The organism is Streptomyces sp. NPDC030995 (genome assembly GCF_055571215.1).
The window spans coordinates 440,835-455,754 of record NZ_JBVIFS010000003.1 but is presented as its reverse complement, the minus strand read 5'-3'; the positions used below and the strand labels follow the sequence as shown (position 1 = coordinate 455,754).

Here is a 14,920-nt window from a genome sequence, read left to right as displayed (position 1 = left end):
CGTAATCGGGTGCACACACACTTAGAGCGGGCACACCATGTCGGAATAAGACCGGTGCGCCACAACGTCCTCGCTGTGTTGTTGCCTGCAAGCACCCCGAAACCGGAGCCTTACAGGTCTTTTTCAAAGGAACCTCATCCACCGAAGTGGACGGGGTATCAACTTCTGGCGTTGATTTTTGGCACGCTGTTGAGTTCTCAAGGAACGGACGCTTCCTTTGTACTCACCCGCAGCAACATTGGCTGGGGCTTTCCTCCGGGCTTTCGTTCTGTTCTTGCGTTTCCGACTCTATCAGACTCTTTCGTGTCCGACTTCCTCGGCGCTTTCCAGGTTCTCGCTTTCGCGTTTCCCTTTCCGGCGGTTCCGACTCTATCAGCGAATTTCCATCTCTCTGACCACTCTCCGCATTCCCAAAAGGGCATGCAAAAAGGAGACTGAGATCAAGATCAATGCTGAAGAGGAGGAGTCCCGTCCATCCGGCGTTCGCGAGAAGTTCACACGAGCCGTCCTGGCAGGAGTCACGACAGTACAGGCCCCGTGGTGCCCAAGCAAATCGATTCAGGCGTATGGTCTAGTCCACCGGTCTAGTCCACTAGTCTCCGTGCCTAAGGGTCAGCCCGTGATCGAGACCAACATACGGGCGAACCCGAACATCTAGTGACTTATCCTTCTGAAGAGTACGCCGTTCGCAACAGGCAGTGACGGCGACACGATGAGCCCCACCCCTGGGAGGCCCCCATGACCAGCGTGACGTCCCCACTTGCCGGGCGCGCCATCGGACTCGCGGCAGTGCCCGATCCGGTGTTCTCCGGCGCGATGGTGGGACCGGGCACCGCTATCGATCCTGTGCGTGAGCCCTCGGAGGCGGTGTCCCCCGTCGATGGGGTGGTCGTCTCCTTGCACCCGCACGCGTACGTAGTCGTCGACGGTGAGGGCCACGGTGTACTCACGCACCTCGGCATCGACACGGTTCAGCTCAACGGCGAGGGCTTCGAGCTGCTCGTCAACAAGGGCGACACCGTCACCCGCGGCCAGGCCGTCATCCGCTGGAACCCCGCTGCTGTCGAGGCCGCCGGCAAGTCGGCGATCTGTCCCGTCGTGGCTCTCGAGGCGACGGCCGACTCCCTCTCCGACGTCGTCGAGTCCGGCGACGTGAAGGCTGACGACGCGCTCTTCAGCTGGCAGTGACGCTTCCGCCCGCAGAGGCGAGTCGGACATCCACCGCGGCGGCTCGGCCCGCCGCTCAATCGGAGACGGGTGAAATGGAGACAACGCTGCGAGGCGTCGGCGTGAGCCACGGTGTGGCGATCGGCGAGGTGCGGCACATGGGCACGGCTGTTCTCGAGCCGCCGGCCAAGCAGATCACCGCGGACGAGGCGGAGCGCGAGCAGGGGCGCGCCCGTCAGGCCGTGAGCGCTGTGGCGGCCGACCTGATCGCGCGGGGCCAGCTGGCCGGTGGCGAGGCCCAGCACGTGCTCGAGGCTCAGGCGATGATCGCTGAGGACCCCGAGCTGATGGCGGACGTCGACCGGCGGATCGCCGTCGGCAGCACCGCCGAGCGCGGGGTGTACGACGCGTTCGCCGCCTACCGCGATCTGCTCGCGGGGGCCGGGGAGTACATGGCCGGCCGGGTGGCCGACCTGGACGACGTACGCAACCGCATCGTGGCGCGGCTGCTCGGTGTGCCGATGCCGGGTGTGCCCGACAGCGACGAGCCGTACGTACTGATCGCGCGGGACCTGGCTCCTGCCGACACGGCTCTGCTCGACCCGGCGCTCGTCCTTGGTTTCGTGACCGAGGAGGGCGGGCCGACCAGCCACAGCGCGATCCTCGCGCGGGCGCTGGGCGTGCCGGCGATCGTGGCGCTGCCGGGTGCCGGTGAGATCGCCGAGGGCACCGTGATCGCCGTGGACGGCAGCACGGGTGACCTGTTCGTCGACCCGTCGCCGGAGAAGCGGGCCGAGCTGGAGGCCGCGGCCGCCGAGCGCAAGGCCGCGCTCGCCGCCTCGTCCGGTCCGGGTGCGACGTCCGACGGTCACAAGGTGCCGCTGCTGGCCAACGTCGGCGGTCCCGCGGACGTGCCGGCGGCCGTCGAGGCCGGGGCCGAGGGTGTGGGTCTGTTCCGCACCGAGTTCCTGTTCCTGGACGACAGCAAGAAGGCGCCGTCCGAGGAGAAGCAGATCGAGTCGTACCGCAAGGTGCTCGAGGCCTTCCCCGAGGGGCGTGTCGTCGTGCGCGTGCTGGACGCCGGCGCCGACAAGCCGCTGGACTTCCTGACTCCGGGCGACGAGCCGAACCCGGCGCTGGGTGTCCGCGGGCTGCGTTCGCTCCTGGACCACCCGGACGTGCTGCGTACGCAGCTCACCGCGCTGGCCAAGGCGGCAGAGGGTCTGCCGGTCTACCTCGAGGTCATGGCACCGATGGTCGCCGACCGCATCGACGCCAAGGCCTTCGCGGACGCCTGCCGCGAAGCGGGGCTCAAGGCGAAGTTCGGCGCGATGGTGGAGATCCCCTCCGCCGCGCTCCGGGCGCGCTCCATCCTGCAGGAAGTCGAATTCCTGTCGCTGGGCACCAACGACCTGGCCCAGTACGCCTTCGCCGCCGACCGTCAGGTCGGCGCCGTCTCCCGGCTCCAGGACCCGTGGCAGCCGGCGCTGCTCGACCTCATCGCCATGTCGGCCGACGCCGCCAGGGCCGAGGGCAAGAGCTGTGGTGTCTGTGGTGAGGCCGCTTCCGATCCGCTGCTGGCCTGTGTGCTGACGGGTCTGGGTGTCACCTCCCTGTCGATGGGTGCCGCTTCGATTCCGTACGTGCGGGCGACGCTCGCCAAGTACACGCTGGCCCAGTGCGAGCGTGCCGCGGCGGCCGCTCGCGCGGCGGACAGCGCCGAGGAGGCCCGCGTGGCCGCCCAGGCGGTGCTGTCCGGGGAGTAGCCGGACGGTGTGCTGTGGATCGAGGGGCCCTCGCCGGTGGCGAGGGCCCCTCGGTCGTCCGGGCGGGCGCCTAGGGCCTGTCTTTCGGATCAGGCCCGGCCTGATCCGAAAGACAGGCCCTAGTGGTGGGGCCCGGGGTCGTCGACCTCGTAACCGGGGCAGTATTCGACGCCCGGTTCGGGGGCGACGGGGTCTCCGGTGTCGGCGTCGGTGCAGTAGGCGTTGAAGACGGCCGCGGCCGACAGGGCGGTGAGGCGGCCCCGGTCCAGGCGCCAGCCGTGGACCCGGTCCCGGTGGCCCTCGGTGGTGCTGCGCGCCACCAGTCCCCCGGGTCCGCCGAGGGCGAGCCCGGCGGCCAGCACGGTCACGAAGTCGAGCCCGTCCCGGCCCTCGATCCGGGGCGGCGCGTCCGGATCACCGGTGGTGTCGGCGTGGAGGACGGCGACGAGCTGTTCCGCCTCGGTCGGGATGCTGCAGACGAAGTGGTGGTGGCCGGGTCCGGCGCCGGCCACGAGGCGTTTGAGCGCGTCGGAGGCGCGGTCGAAGGAGGCCTGGCCGATGTCCTCGCCGCAGTCCGCGCAGGTGCCGACTCCCGCGAGGAGGGTGGTGGCGTACTCCCAGGTGGCCTGGCGCACCGCCTCGTCGACGAGGAGCGGGACGAGTTCGTCGATGGGCTGGCCGCTGTAGGGCAGTACGGCGCCGCTGCCGGCGAGTTCGGCCGTGAAGCGGGTGCGGGTTTCGGCGGTGTCCGGGTCGAGGCCGTTGTCGGCGCAGAAGTCGGCGTATTCCTCGGGATCGAAGAGGGCGACGGTGGTGTGGATGCCCTGGGCCGCGAGGGACCGGAGCAGGCCGTCGACGTGGCGCAGGTAGTCGCTGTAGTCGTCGTGGTGGTCGAAGGTGAAACTGCGGTAGTCGCGCATGGCCGCGAAGTCCCCGGCGTCGGCCAGGAGGCCGACGGTGCTGGGGACCTCGCGGCGCAGTGTGCGGCGCCTGGCGGTGGTGCGGGTCCTGTTGGTACCGGTGTCGTTCTTGCGTGGCATGGCTCCCCCTGAGTGCTGCAATCATTTGCTCACTCAGAGTAATCACGACCACTGACAGTGACCTCAGCCGCGGGTGCGGGCCAGCTCCTCGTAGAAGTGGAGGAGGTCGAGGTTGTCGACGGAGCCCGGGTTGACCGCCTTGGCCAGGGGCGCGCCCTGGAGGAGGCGCTTGACGGGGACCTCGATGCGCTTGCCGGTGAGGGTGTGCGGGATGCCGGGGACCTCGATGATCTCGTCGGGTACGTGCCGGGGGGAGAGCTCCTCGCGGATCGTCGCCTTGATGCGGGCGCGCAGGTCGTCGTCGAGGGTGGCGCCGGGGGCGAGGTGGACGAAGAGCGGCATCCAGTAGCCGCCGTTCGGCTCCTCCAAGCCGATGACCAGGGACTCCTTGATCTCGGGGAGGCGTTCGACGGCCTCGTAGATGTCAGCGGAGCCCATCCGGACGCCCTGGCGGTTGAGCGTGGAGTCGGAGCGGCCGTGGATGATCACCGAGCCGTGGTCGGTGATGGTGATCCAGTCCCCGTGGCGCCAGACGCCCGGGAACATCTCGAAGTAGCTGTCGCGGTAGCGGCTGCCGTCGGGGTCGTTCCAGAAGTGGATCGGCATGGACGGCATGGGGTTGGTGACGACGAGCTCGCCGACCTCGCCGGTGACCGGCTTGCCCGACGGGTCCCACGCCTGGAGGTCGGTGCCGAGGCAGGCGGCCTGGAGTTCGCCGATGTGGACGGGCAGGGTGGGGACGGCGCCGGCGAAGCAGCTGCAGACGTCGGTGCCGCCGCTGACGGAGGCGATCCACAGGTCCTCGGCCACCTCGTCGTGGAGCCAGCGGAAGCCGTCGGGCGGGAGCGGGGAGCCGGTGGTGGCCACGCACTTGACGGCCGAGAGGTCGAAGTCCCGGGCCGGGTGGACCTCGGCCTTGCGGCAGGCCATGACGTAGGCGGCGGAGGTGCCGTACAAGGTGGCCTTGGTGCGCTCGGCGATGCGCCACTGGGCGCCGGTGTCCGGATAGCCGGGGCTGCCGTCGTAGAGGACGACCGTGGTGCCGGTGAGCAGGCCGGAGACGAGGAAGTTCCACATCATCCAGCCGGTGGAGGTGTACCAGAAGAACCGGTCCTCGGGGCCGAGGTCGCAGTGCAGGCCGAGCTGCTTGAGGTGTTCGAGGAGGATGCCGCCCTGGGACTGGACGATGGCCTTGGGGAGGCCGGTCGTGCCGGAGGAGTAGAGGACCCAGAGGGGGTGGTCGAAGGGGACCGGCTCGAAGACGGGCTGGGTGGCGGCGGAGGTCAGGTCCGACCAGGTGAGGGCGCCCGCGGGGGCCGGCGTACCGAGCAGCGGGATGTGGACCACGGCGCGCAGGGACGGGAGCTCCGCGCGGAGCTCGGCGACGGTGTCGCGGCGGTCGTGCTCCTTGCCGCCGTAGCGGTAGCCGTCCACGGTGAACAGGACGACGGGCTCGACCTGCTGGAAGCGGTCGAGGACGCTGCGGGCGCCGAAGTCGGGGGCGCAGGAGGTCCAGACGCCGCCGACGGCGGCGGTGGCGAGGAGCGCGACGGCTGCCTCGGGGATGTTGGGGAGGTAGCCGCTGATCCGGTCGCCGGGGCGTACGCCGAGGGCGCGCAGTTCGGCGGCGAGCGACCCGACCTGGCGGCGGAGCTCGGCCCAGGTGACGGGGGTGACGTCCTGGGTCTCGTCCACGTACAGCAGGGCGGGTTCGGCGGCGCGGGCCGGGTCCTCGGCGGCGCGCAGGGCGTGCTCGGCGTAGTTGAGGGTGGCTCCGGTGAACCAGCGTGCGCCGGGCATGGACCGGTCGGCGAGCACGGAGGTGTACGGGGTCGTGAAGCGGACGTCGAACCACTCGGCGACGGCCTGCCAGAAAGTGTCGAGCTCGTCGACGGACCAGCTGTGCAGGGCCGGGTAGCCGCCGTCCGCGGGGGCTCCGAAGCGGGTCGCGGCCCAGGCCTGGAAGGCGGTGATCCGGGCCGCGGCGATCCGGTCGGGGCCCGGCGCCCAGAGGGGTTCCGGCTGCGTGGCTGAGGTCATGGGTCGGCTCCCGGTCAAGTCTGCGGCTCGCGCTTCGTGTGCGTACGGTGCCATCGCGCGGGGGGTGTGCACGCGGCGGCTCACAGGGACGATGCCATGTGATCGACCGCTGCACCAGGGCTGCCCTGGCCGGTCGGGTGACCGCCGCGGGGGTTCGCTCCCGGGTGAACGGCAGTTGAACGCAGTCCCCGCGGCCGGGGCCCGGTGGCAGGGTGAGCGGCATGAACGGTCGTGATCTGGTGCGTGCGGTGAAGGACATCGGTACGGAGCGCGGTCGGCGCGCCTTCCTCTCGGCCTGGCGCCACCGGCGCGCGGACGCGGTGGGGCTCCCGCGCCGGGGCGCGGAGCGGGCGCGCGTGCCGGGGCTGCTGACCGGTACGGAGCCGCTGCCGGGCGGGGGCGTGCTGCGGTTCGCGCGCGCGGAGCTGGTGGTACGGGTCATGGCGGGCGGCGCGGTGTTCTGGGGCTGGGACGGGGCCGGGCCGACGCCCTCGTACGCGGTGGTGGGCAGCGGGCCGGAGCCGGATCCGCGGGCCGTGCTGGAGCCGGACACCGGGGGCGGCTGGCGGGTGGTGTCGGAGCGGGTGACGGTGGCGGTGTCCCGGAACGGGGCGGTGGAGGTGCGCACCCCGGGCGGGACGGTGCTGCGGCGGGAGTCCCCGCCGCGCTGGTGGGAGCCGGTGGATCCCCGGATGGGCGGGGCCCGGTGGTCGGTGCGCAGCGAGGTGCCGGCGGACGCCCGGTTCTTCGGGCTGGGCGGGCGGGCGTCGGGCCCGCGGCTGCGCGACGGGGCGTACCGGCTGTGGAACACGGACCCCAAGGGGGGCTTCGGGCCGGGTGTCGACCCGCTGTACCTCACGATGCCGGTGCAGCTGGTGGTCGCGGACGCGGGGACGCACCTGGCGTTCCACGACAACTCCTGGGACGGCCGGGTCGTACTGCGCGAGGGCGAGGAGGGGGCGGGTTCGGGCCCGGACCGTCCGGGGGCGAGCGAAGTGCGCATGGAGGGCGGGCCGCTGCGGTGCTGGGTGCTGGTGGGGACGCCGGCGCGGGTGTTGCAGGGCTGGTCGGGGCTGACGGGTGCGCCGGCGGTGCCGCCGGAGTGGGCGCTGGGGTACCAGCACGCGCGCTGGGGGTTCGGGAGCGGGGCGGAGGTGCGGCGGGTGGTCGCGGGGTACGCGGCGCGCGGGCTGGCGCTGGCGGCCGTGCATCTGGACATCGACCACTACGACGGGCACCGGGTGTTCACGGTGGACGAGGAGAGGTTCCCGGATCTGCCGCGGCTGGCACGGGAGTTGGAGGAGCTGGGGGTGCGGCTCGTCTCGATCGTGGACCCGGCGGTGAAGGCCGGCGACGCGGTGCACGCGTCGGGGCTGACGGTGGGAGGGGGCGGCGCCTTCGTACGGGACGCGCGCGGCGGGGAGGTGCGCGGTGAGGTCTGGCCGGGCGAGTGCGCGTACCCGGATTTCACGGATCCGGGGGTGCGGGAGTGGTGGGGCGGGCTGTACGAGGAGCGGCTCGCGCGGGGCTTCGCCGGCTTCTGGCACGACATGAACGAGCCGGTGTCCTTCGCGGCGTTCGGGGACGCCTCGCTGCCGCGGTCGGCCCGGCACGCGATGGACGGCGCCGGCGGGGACCATCGCGAGGGGCACAACGTGTACGCGCTCGGGATGGCGCGGGCGGGCTGGGAGGGCCTGGTCCGGCTGCGGCCCGACGAGCGGCCGTTCCTGTTCTCCCGGTCGGGCTGGGCGGGCATGCAGCGGTACGGGGGCACGTGGTCGGGTGACGTGGAGAGCAGCTGGGAGGGGCTGCGGGCCTCGCTGGCGCTGGTGTTGGGGCTCGGACTGTGCGGGGTGCCGTACTCGGGCCCGGACGTCGGCGGCTTCGGCGGTTCGCCCTCGCCCGAGTTGTACGTGCGGTGGCTGCAACTGGGCGCCTACCTGCCGCTGTTCCGGACGCATTCGGCGATCTGGGCGGGGCGGCGGGAGCCGTGGCAGTTCGGGCCGGAGGTCGAGGAGCAGGCCCGGGCGGTGCTGGCGGAACGGGAGCGGCTGCGGCCGTACTTCGTGACGCTGGCCCATCTGGCGCGGCGGACGGGGGCCCCGTACGTGCGGCCGGTGTGGTGGGGGGCGCCGGAGGAGCGGGGGCTGCGGGACTGCGAGGACGCGTTCCTGCTGGGCGATGCGCTGCTGGTCGCGCCGGTGCTGGAGTGCGGGGCGGACCGGCGGGCGGTACGGCTGCCGCGGGGCCGGTGGTACGACACCGCGACCGGCGCGGCGCACGAGGGGCCCGGGCAGATCCTGCTGGACGCCCCGCAGGGGCGGATCCCGGTGCTGGCGCGGGCGGGCGCGGTGCTTCCGGTGCGGGGCGCCTCCGGCGACGGTGGGGTGGAGCTGGAGGTGTGGGCGCCGGCGCGGGGGCGTACGGGCGGCGGGGTGGTGATCCGGGACCCGGGTCCGGGGTTCGAGGCGGGCCGGGTCGAGCGGTACACCGTGCGGTGGGCCGGGGACGCGGTGGTGGTGGAGGACGAGGCGGGGGCCGTGGTGGAGGGTGTGGTGGTGCGGGGGGTGGGCGTACGTAGTCAGGGTCAGCGCGGGCGCTGAGCTTGAGCCTCCTTCAGGAGTTGCGCGTACGGCGTCTGGGCCATCGAGCCACGCACGAATGCCAGACCGTACCGATCAACAGCCTGCCGCTGTTCTTCGGGATCGTTGAGGTCGATGGCCTTCCTTTCAGCCGGACTCGCAACACCCACATAGACGACCGGCTTTGAGCGGTACAACCACCAGACCGTCACACGCTCCCGACCTCGCGTCATGTTCAGGAGCTCACTGCTTTGGGAGATGTCGGCCTGATATCTGAAGTACTCCCCCTTGTTGGCCGGCAGGGGCCCCGGAGGTTCGTCGTCCTTTCCTTCCTTCTTGAGCTTCCCCCGCCACTTCCCGGACTTCTCATAATCAGCATCCAGCGTCATTCTGTCCTGCCTGAACGCGTAAGCCTCGACCTGGGCCGTGACTGCTTCATATTCACGGTCAAGCTTTCCGGGGTCTGGGATCTCGATGACCACATCCTCCGAAATCACCTCCTGCGGACTCAACTCCCGCCCCGGCGGCTTGACCAGCTCACCAGGTTTGAGCAGTTTGTACCTGTCTTTCGGATCGCTCGCGAGCTTGGCATGGATCCAGTAGATGCTGCCGAGGATGTGGACCGGAACCTGGCCGGAGTTCTTGAGACTCAGACGAACGCGCAGGTACATCTTCGTCCCGTCCCTGTTCAAACTCGGCTTCCCGATCTCGGCTGCGCCCTGCACCAGCGGGCGCGACATCGAGGGAAGGTAGACCTGCGTATACGCCAAGTTGGTGATGACGAGGAGGGTGGAGACGATCGCCCCGATCGCAATTCGCCCAGGATAACGGAGCGCCTTCCACACCCGGCGGCGGCAGAGTATCCACAGACCCCATGAAGAGCAGAGCACGAGGGCTATCCAGAGCAGCAAACACAGCGCGTATGACGGCCTGCCCCTGTTGGCGATGTACATCAGGAGCAGCACCGAACCGACAAGAAGTTCGATCAATGCCCCGAGCAGAAGGACCGGACCCGAGTACCTCAATCTCCGCTTACGCCAATAGTCGAAAACAGCCGCGAAGGCGATCACTTCCACGACGGCCATGAACAGGAAAATGAATCCTGTTACCCGACCGGCGAAGGTAAGGGCATCAAGGGAGTCCTTCACGCCTATCCAGGTGCACATGGCTGCAGTCGCCAGGAAGCCAACTGCCATGATCGTGCCGGTAATGCGCCGCCCCCAATTCCGGGCCGGCCAGACAGAACCGTGCCCGCCGCGCCATTCGATGTCGGCATCGGGTGCCACCCCGGCACGCTGCAGGACTTTCTCCAGTTCGCGGGGGCACCACACCTTTCGCACGGGCTTTCCGTCGATCACGACTTTCCGCAAGCCGATGTCATCCGGTGGCCCTACGACCACAGCAGGCTGGTTCTCCATGGCATCAGCCTGCTCCTGCACTTGGGCGGACGCCCCTGGAGCGCGCGTCCCGGGAGCGCCTCCCGTGCAGTGACGGGGGCGCAGCCGTCACCCGAATGGAGTAACAGGGTGCGCCCTGGACGCCGTGTGGGGTGAAGCTGATGACGACCGTGTCGCTCGCCCTTGTCGGAGGTCCTGATGCGTACACGACTTTCCGGTTTCATCGCCGCCGCACTGTTGATCGTTCTCGGCACCATGGCTCCTGTGGCGCAGGCTGCCGTGCCCGCCATCGACGGGCAGACGTGCATGGACGGCGGCGGAACGGTGGAGTACGAGTCCACCAAAGGCTCGTGGATCTGCGTCGATGGCGAGCACAACGGCCAACCGATCGACTGAATCCCTTCGAGTCGTGGCACCCCGGCCCCACGACCACCGGCGTCGCGGTCGTCAGGCGTAGCGGCCCGCGAACCAGGAGGCTGCTGCCTGGGTGTGGAGGGGGAAGGCTAGGACCGACGGGGTGCGCAGGATGTGCCAGCCCGTGGTCTCGTCCGTCGGCTTCGAGAGGGGGAGGTCGGCGGCGGGGCGGGGCGGGAGGAGGCCGAAGAGAAGGAGGTGGCCCGCCGGGGAGCTCAGGGCGTCGGCCAGGGTGACGTCCGAGGCCAGGGCCGTGATGCCGGTCTCCTCGCGGAGTTCGCGGACGACCGCGTCGCGCCAGTCCTCGCCGAAGTCGATGAAGCCGCCGGGCAGGGCGATGCCGCCGAGGGCCGGTTCGATCGTGCGGGTGATGACGACCAGGCCGGTGCCGTCCGCGTCCTCGACGGGGAGGAGGGCGACGGCCACCGGCAGCGGGTTGCGGTAGGCGGTCGCGCCGCACGAGGTGCAGGTGCGGGGCCAGGTGGTCGTACCGTACGGCGCTCCGCAGGTGGAGCAGTGCGAGTCCTTCAGCTGTGCCGGCATCCCGCGATGGTATGCCAAGGGGTATGTGGACGACGGCTGTTGTGGGAGTGCTCGCGGTGCTGGCCGGCGGGTCCGCCCCGCCCAGGTTCGCCGCGCTGCGCGAGGTGGATCCGAGCGTCCGGCAGGACATGCGGTATGCCGGTGCGCGGAATTTCACCGGCGGGGTGGTGGACGGCTACGAGGAGCCGGTGTGCCTGCTCGCCCGGCCCGCCGCCGAGGCGTTGCGGCGGGCCCAGCGGCGGCTGCTCGGGCAGGGGTACTCGCTGCGGGTGTACGACTGCTACCGGCCGCAGCGGGCGGTCGACCGGTTCGTGTCGTGGGCCCGCGGGGAGGACGGTCCGGACGACCGGGAGGCGAAGGCCGAGTTCTATCCGAACGTGGAGCGGAGCCGGCTGATTCCCGACGGATACATCGCGGAGAAGTCCGGGCACAGCCGTGGGAGCACGCTCGACGTGACCCTGGAGGAACTCTCGGGCCGGGAGGTCGACATGGGGACGCGCTTCGATTTCTTCGATCCGCTGTCGCACACCGATGATCCGCGGGTCACGGGCGCCCCTCGCGCAAATCGGCAGTTGCTCAAGCGGGTGCTGGGCGAGGAGGGGTTCGTGAACCTTCCCGAGGAGTGGTGGCACTTCACGTACAAGCCGGAGGTGTACCCGGACACGTATTTCGATTTCCCGGTCGCTGTCGCCGCCGTCCGGCCGTGAGTACCGTGCCCGCATGACCTTCAGTACGTACGAAGAGTTCTGGCCGTACTACGTCGCGATGCACTCCCGCGCCGCCACCCGCTGGGTCCACCTCACCGGCACCCTCACCGGCCTGGCCCTGACCGCCTACGGGCTCGCGCGCGGGCGGGGGCGCTACCTCGCCGCCCTTCCCCTCATCGGGTACGGGACGGCCTGGCCCGCGCACTTCTTCATCGAGGGAAACAATCCGGCGAGCTTCGGCAATCCGGGATGGTCGCTGCGCGGGGACGCGCAGATGATCCGGATGATGCTGGCCGGGCGGGACGCGGAGTTGGGCGAGATCGCCCGGAAGTGGCTCGCCGAGAACGGGTGACCCGGCCGCCCTCCCGTGACAAACTTCTGACGATCCGTCAGTTCTTTGGCATGGGAGGGGTCTTGGCACTCACACGTACACCCGTCGTGAGCGGGTGGTTCACCGAGGACGCGTCGGTCGGCGGCTTCCGGCTGCTCGGCACCCGTTGCTCCGCCTGCACCGCGGTGTTCTTCCCCCGCGAGGACGCGTACTGCCGCAATCCGCACTGCCCCGGCGGTGGCGAGCTCGCCGAGGTGCCGCTGTCCCCGCGGGGCCGCGTCTGGTCCTACACGGACGGGCGCTACCGGCCGCCCGCCCCGTACGTGTCCGATCCGGACGCGCCCTGGGAGCCGTACACGCTGGTCGCGGTGGAGCTGGAGGCCGAAGGGATGGTCGTGCTGGGGCAGGCGGCGCCCGGCGTGGGCATCGCCGATCTGGCGGTCGGGATGGAGGTCGAGGTGGTGGGCGGCGTGCTGAACGAGGACGCCGACGGCGGGACGGCCTGGACCACCTGGCAGTTCAAGCCGGCGGGAGGGGCCCGGTGAGCGCCGACATCGCCGTCCTCGGGGCCGGGATGCACTCCTGGGGCAAGTGGGGCCGCAGCTTCGTCGAATACGGGCGGGCCGCGGCGCGGACGGCGCTCTCCGACGCCGGACTGGACTGGACGGACGTGCAGTCGATCGTCGGCGCCGACACCATGCGCTCCGGATACCCCGGCTACGTGGCCGGCGCCACCTTCGCCCGGGCGCTCGGCTGGCAGGGCGCCCGGGTGACCAGCGTGTACGCGGCCTGCGCGTCCGGGGCCCAGGCCATCGGGGCGGCCCGCGCGCAGATCCTGGCGGGCCTGGCCGACGTGGTCCTCGTGGTCGGCGCGGACGCCGCACCCAAGGGGTTCTTCGCGCCGGCGGGCGGCGACCGGCCGGACGATCCGGACTGGCTGCGCTTCCGTGTGCTGGGCGCCACCAACCCGGCCTACTTCGCGCTCTACGCCCGCCGCCGGATGGCCGTGTACGGGGACACCCCGGAGGACTTCGCCCAGGTCAAGGTGAAGAACGCGGCGGCCGGGGTGCTCAACCCCCACGCCCGCTACCGCCGGCCCGTCACCGCCGAGGAGGTCGCGGCCTCGGCGGTCGTCGCCGATCCGCTCCGGCTGCTCGACATCTGCGCCACCTCCGACGGGGGCGCGGCGCTGGTGCTCACCAGCATGGACTTCGCCCGCTCGCGCGGGGTGGCCGATCCGGTGCGGATCCGGGCCGTCTCGACGGTGACGCCCACGTATCCGCGGACCGTGCTGGACCTGCCGGACATCGCCACCGACTCGGCGGTGGCCGCGGCGCCGGCGGCCGGATCGTTCCGGTCCTCGATCGCGCGCGCCGCGTACGAGGAGGCGGGGACCGGTCCGGAGGACCTCTCCCTCGCCGAGGTGTACGACCTGTCCACCGCCCTCGAGCTGGAGTGGTACGAGGACATCGGGCTGTGTGCGCAGGGCGAGGGGGCGAAGCTCCTGCGGGAGGGGGCCACCGCACTCGGCGGCCGGATCCCGGTCAACACCAGCGGCGGGCTGGCCTCCTTCGGGGAGGCGGTGCCGGCCCAGGCCATCGCCCAGGTGTGCGAGCTGACGTGGCAGTTGCGCGGTACGGCCGGGGACCGGCAGGTGCCGGGGGCACGGGCCGGGATCACCGCCAACCAGGGACTGTTCGGGCACGGGTCGGCCGTCGTCGCCGTGCGCTGAACAGCTCGTGCTGTCCGAACGCTTGACGGCCCCCGGCGGCAGGTTCACACTCGCTCCACGGTCCCGCGCCGCGACCGGGACCCCGAAGCCCCCCGAGAGAGCTGCGGCCCGTACCCCAGTCGGCGGGGGTACGGGCCGCCTCCGCGTCAGGCCCCGGCCTCCGCCGTGCGGCCCAGGCGCCGTTCGCGGGCCAGGGACATCGCGTGCTCCACGACCCCCACCAGCACGTCCTTCACGGATTCCCGGTCCCGTGCGTCGCACAGCAGGACCGGTACCCCGGGATCGAGGTCGAGTGCCGTCCGTACGGTGACCACGGGGTGCCGGTCCGCTCCGTCGAAGCAGTTGACCGCGACCACGAAGGGGATCGCGCGCCGCTCGAAGTAGTCGACGGCGGCGAAGCAGTCCGCGAGGCGGCGGGTGTCCGCGAGGACCACGGCGCCGAGCGAGCCCTGGGCCAGCTCGTCCCACAGGAACCAGAAGCGGTCCTGCCCGGGCGTGCCGAACAGGTACAGCACCAGGTCCTCGCGGAGCGTGATGCGCCCGAAGTCCATGGCCACGGTCGTGGTGCTCTTGCCCTCCACTCCCCCGGTGTCGTCGATGCCGACGCCCGGCTCGGAGAGCCGTTCCTCGGTCCGCAGCGGTCTGATCTCGCTCACCGCACTGACCAGGGTGGTCTTGCCCACCCCGAAGCCGCCCGCGACCAGGATCTTCAAGGTCAGCGGTTCGACCGGCGACACCGCGTGCATGGCACCGGTGCGGCTAAAGCGCCCGAAGGCCATCGATCACCTCACGCAGAATGGATTCATCGGGCAGTTCGGCCGGTGGCACCGGCCGGGTCACATGGACCAGTTCCTCGTCGACCAGGTCGCCGATCAGGACGCGTACGACCCCGACCGCGAGGTCGAGGTCGGCCGCGAGTTCGGCGACCGACTGCGGTCGGTCCCGGCACAGCCCGAGGATGTGGGCGTGTTCTGGGGAGAGGGTCAGGTCCCACACCGGATCGTCGGCCGCCGGTTCGGCGACGACGAGCGCGATCAGGTCGAGCCGGTGCTGGCCCGCGTGGCTGGTCCGGCCGCGGGTCATCGCGTACGGGCGCACCACGGGGCCCGCTTCGTCGTCGAACCAGTGCGCGTGGTCAGGAGTGGGGGCGGACGGATCGGCGGGGATGCCGTCGGGATGGTCCTGGCCTGGATCGCTCATG

At 71.0% G+C, this 14,920-nt stretch carries 15 protein-coding genes; 9 read left to right on the top strand and 6 right to left on the bottom strand.

The window, feature by feature from the left end; genetic code table 11:
• From ACZ45T_RS08370 to ptsP, 3 genes are all read left to right on the top strand, one after another.
• Window positions 1–438 (top strand): hypothetical protein (locus tag ACZ45T_RS08370; protein WP_468438700.1); only part of this gene is annotated, 438 nt, incomplete at its 5' end.
• Between the two features lie 300 nt (window positions 439–738).
• Window positions 739–1,188 (top strand): PTS sugar transporter subunit IIA, encoded by a 450-nt coding sequence (locus ACZ45T_RS08365; protein ID WP_451568428.1) that lies wholly within the window; start codon window positions 739–741, stop codon window positions 1,186–1,188.
• A gap of 74 nt (window positions 1,189–1,262) precedes the next feature.
• Window positions 1,263–2,933, top strand: a complete 1,671-nt coding sequence (gene ptsP, locus ACZ45T_RS08360) for a phosphoenolpyruvate--protein phosphotransferase (RefSeq protein WP_468438698.1) — start codon at window positions 1,263–1,265, stop codon at window positions 2,931–2,933.
• 119 nt (window positions 2,934–3,052) lie between these two features.
• On the opposite strand, the gene ACZ45T_RS08355 is transcribed toward ptsP, so the two are convergent.
• Together ACZ45T_RS08355 and ACZ45T_RS08350 are read right to left on the bottom strand one after the other, a co-directional pair.
• Entirely contained in the window at window positions 3,053–3,973 is a 921-nt protein-coding gene (locus tag ACZ45T_RS08355) for a hypothetical protein (RefSeq protein ID WP_468438696.1), read from the bottom strand.
• A gap of 63 nt (window positions 3,974–4,036) precedes the next feature.
• The gene (locus tag ACZ45T_RS08350) at window positions 4,037–6,013 is read right to left on the bottom strand and encodes an acetoacetate--CoA ligase (RefSeq protein ID WP_468438694.1); all 1,977 of its coding nucleotides are present in this window, start codon (window positions 6,011–6,013) and stop codon (window positions 4,037–4,039) included.
• 221 nt (window positions 6,014–6,234) lie between these two features.
• On the opposite strand from ACZ45T_RS08350, the gene ACZ45T_RS08345 reads away from it, so the two are divergent.
• A complete protein-coding gene (locus ACZ45T_RS08345; RefSeq protein WP_468438692.1) occupies window positions 6,235–8,616 on the top strand; it encodes a glycoside hydrolase family 31 protein in 2,382 nt (793 codons plus the stop codon).
• Here ACZ45T_RS08345 and ACZ45T_RS08340 read toward each other — a convergent pair.
• Window positions 8,601–10,013, bottom strand: coding sequence for a hypothetical protein (locus ACZ45T_RS08340; protein ID WP_468438690.1), 1,413 nt, complete (start codon window positions 10,011–10,013; stop codon window positions 8,601–8,603). The genes ACZ45T_RS08345 and ACZ45T_RS08340 overlap by 16 nt on opposite strands.
• 177 nt (window positions 10,014–10,190) lie before the next feature.
• Between ACZ45T_RS08340 and ACZ45T_RS08335 the strand changes: the two genes are divergently transcribed.
• Window positions 10,191–10,388, top strand: a complete 198-nt coding sequence (locus ACZ45T_RS08335) for a hypothetical protein (protein WP_468438688.1) — start codon at window positions 10,191–10,193, stop codon at window positions 10,386–10,388.
• Between the two features lie 51 nt (window positions 10,389–10,439).
• Here ACZ45T_RS08335 and ACZ45T_RS08330 read toward each other — a convergent pair whose 3' ends face one another.
• Window positions 10,440–10,949 (bottom strand): NUDIX domain-containing protein, encoded by a 510-nt coding sequence (locus tag ACZ45T_RS08330; protein WP_468438686.1) that lies wholly within the window; start codon window positions 10,947–10,949, stop codon window positions 10,440–10,442.
• 23 nt (window positions 10,950–10,972) lie between these two features.
• Between ACZ45T_RS08330 and ACZ45T_RS08325 the strand changes: the two genes are divergently transcribed.
• From ACZ45T_RS08325 to ACZ45T_RS08310, 4 genes are all read left to right on the top strand, one after another.
• A complete protein-coding gene (locus tag ACZ45T_RS08325) occupies window positions 10,973–11,656 on the top strand; it encodes a M15 family metallopeptidase (protein ID WP_468438684.1) in 684 nt (227 codons plus the stop codon).
• Between the two features lie 13 nt (window positions 11,657–11,669).
• A complete protein-coding gene (locus ACZ45T_RS08320; protein ID WP_468438682.1) occupies window positions 11,670–12,008 on the top strand; it encodes an Mpo1-like protein in 339 nt (112 codons plus the stop codon).
• Between the two features lie 62 nt (window positions 12,009–12,070).
• Window positions 12,071–12,532 (top strand): Zn-ribbon domain-containing OB-fold protein, encoded by a 462-nt coding sequence (locus tag ACZ45T_RS08315; RefSeq protein WP_468438680.1) that lies wholly within the window; start codon window positions 12,071–12,073, stop codon window positions 12,530–12,532.
• Window positions 12,529–13,719: a lipid-transfer protein gene (locus ACZ45T_RS08310; RefSeq protein WP_468438678.1), complete on the top strand. Its 1,191-nt coding sequence runs from the start codon at window positions 12,529–12,531 to the stop codon at window positions 13,717–13,719. The genes ACZ45T_RS08315 and ACZ45T_RS08310 overlap by 4 nt, the downstream gene beginning before the upstream one ends.
• A 146-nt stretch (window positions 13,720–13,865) precedes the next feature.
• On the opposite strand, the gene ACZ45T_RS08305 is transcribed toward ACZ45T_RS08310, so the two are convergent.
• The gene (locus ACZ45T_RS08305; protein WP_468438676.1) at window positions 13,866–14,498 is read right to left on the bottom strand and encodes a GTP-binding protein; all 633 of its coding nucleotides are present in this window, start codon (window positions 14,496–14,498) and stop codon (window positions 13,866–13,868) included.
• The gene (locus tag ACZ45T_RS08300) at window positions 14,479–14,919 is read right to left on the bottom strand and encodes a DUF742 domain-containing protein (RefSeq protein ID WP_468438674.1); all 441 of its coding nucleotides are present in this window, start codon (window positions 14,917–14,919) and stop codon (window positions 14,479–14,481) included. Before ACZ45T_RS08300 ends, ACZ45T_RS08305 begins: the two co-directional genes overlap by 20 nt.
• Window position 14,920 lies beyond the last annotated feature (1 nt).

What these genes read in the sequence shown, in the direction of transcription:
- ACZ45T_RS08365 (WP_451568428.1), top strand. Translation starts at nt 739, where the DNA reads ATGACCAGCGTGACGTCCCCACTTGCCGGGCGCGCCATCGGACTCGCG.
- ptsP (WP_468438698.1), top strand. Translation starts at nt 1,263, where the DNA reads ATGGAGACAACGCTGCGAGGCGTCGGCGTGAGCCACGGTGTGGCGATC.
- ACZ45T_RS08355 (WP_468438696.1), bottom strand. Translation starts at nt 3,973, where the DNA reads ATGCCACGCAAGAACGACACCGGTACCAACAGGACCCGCACCACCGCC.
- ACZ45T_RS08350 (WP_468438694.1), bottom strand. Translation starts at nt 6,013, where the DNA reads ATGACCTCAGCCACGCAGCCGGAACCCCTCTGGGCGCCGGGCCCCGAC.
- ACZ45T_RS08345 (WP_468438692.1), top strand. Translation starts at nt 6,235, where the DNA reads ATGAACGGTCGTGATCTGGTGCGTGCGGTGAAGGACATCGGTACGGAG.
- ACZ45T_RS08340 (WP_468438690.1), bottom strand. Translation starts at nt 10,013, where the DNA reads ATGGAGAACCAGCCTGCTGTGGTCGTAGGGCCACCGGATGACATCGGC.
- ACZ45T_RS08335 (WP_468438688.1), top strand. Translation starts at nt 10,191, where the DNA reads ATGCGTACACGACTTTCCGGTTTCATCGCCGCCGCACTGTTGATCGTT.
- ACZ45T_RS08330 (WP_468438686.1), bottom strand. Translation starts at nt 10,949, where the DNA reads ATGCCGGCACAGCTGAAGGACTCGCACTGCTCCACCTGCGGAGCGCCG.
- ACZ45T_RS08325 (WP_468438684.1), top strand. Translation starts at nt 10,973, where the DNA reads ATGTGGACGACGGCTGTTGTGGGAGTGCTCGCGGTGCTGGCCGGCGGG.
- ACZ45T_RS08320 (WP_468438682.1), top strand. Translation starts at nt 11,670, where the DNA reads ATGACCTTCAGTACGTACGAAGAGTTCTGGCCGTACTACGTCGCGATG.
- ACZ45T_RS08305 (WP_468438676.1), bottom strand. Translation starts at nt 14,498, where the DNA reads ATGGCCTTCGGGCGCTTTAGCCGCACCGGTGCCATGCACGCGGTGTCG.
- ACZ45T_RS08300 (WP_468438674.1), bottom strand. Translation starts at nt 14,919, where the DNA reads ATGAGCGATCCAGGCCAGGACCATCCCGACGGCATCCCCGCCGATCCG.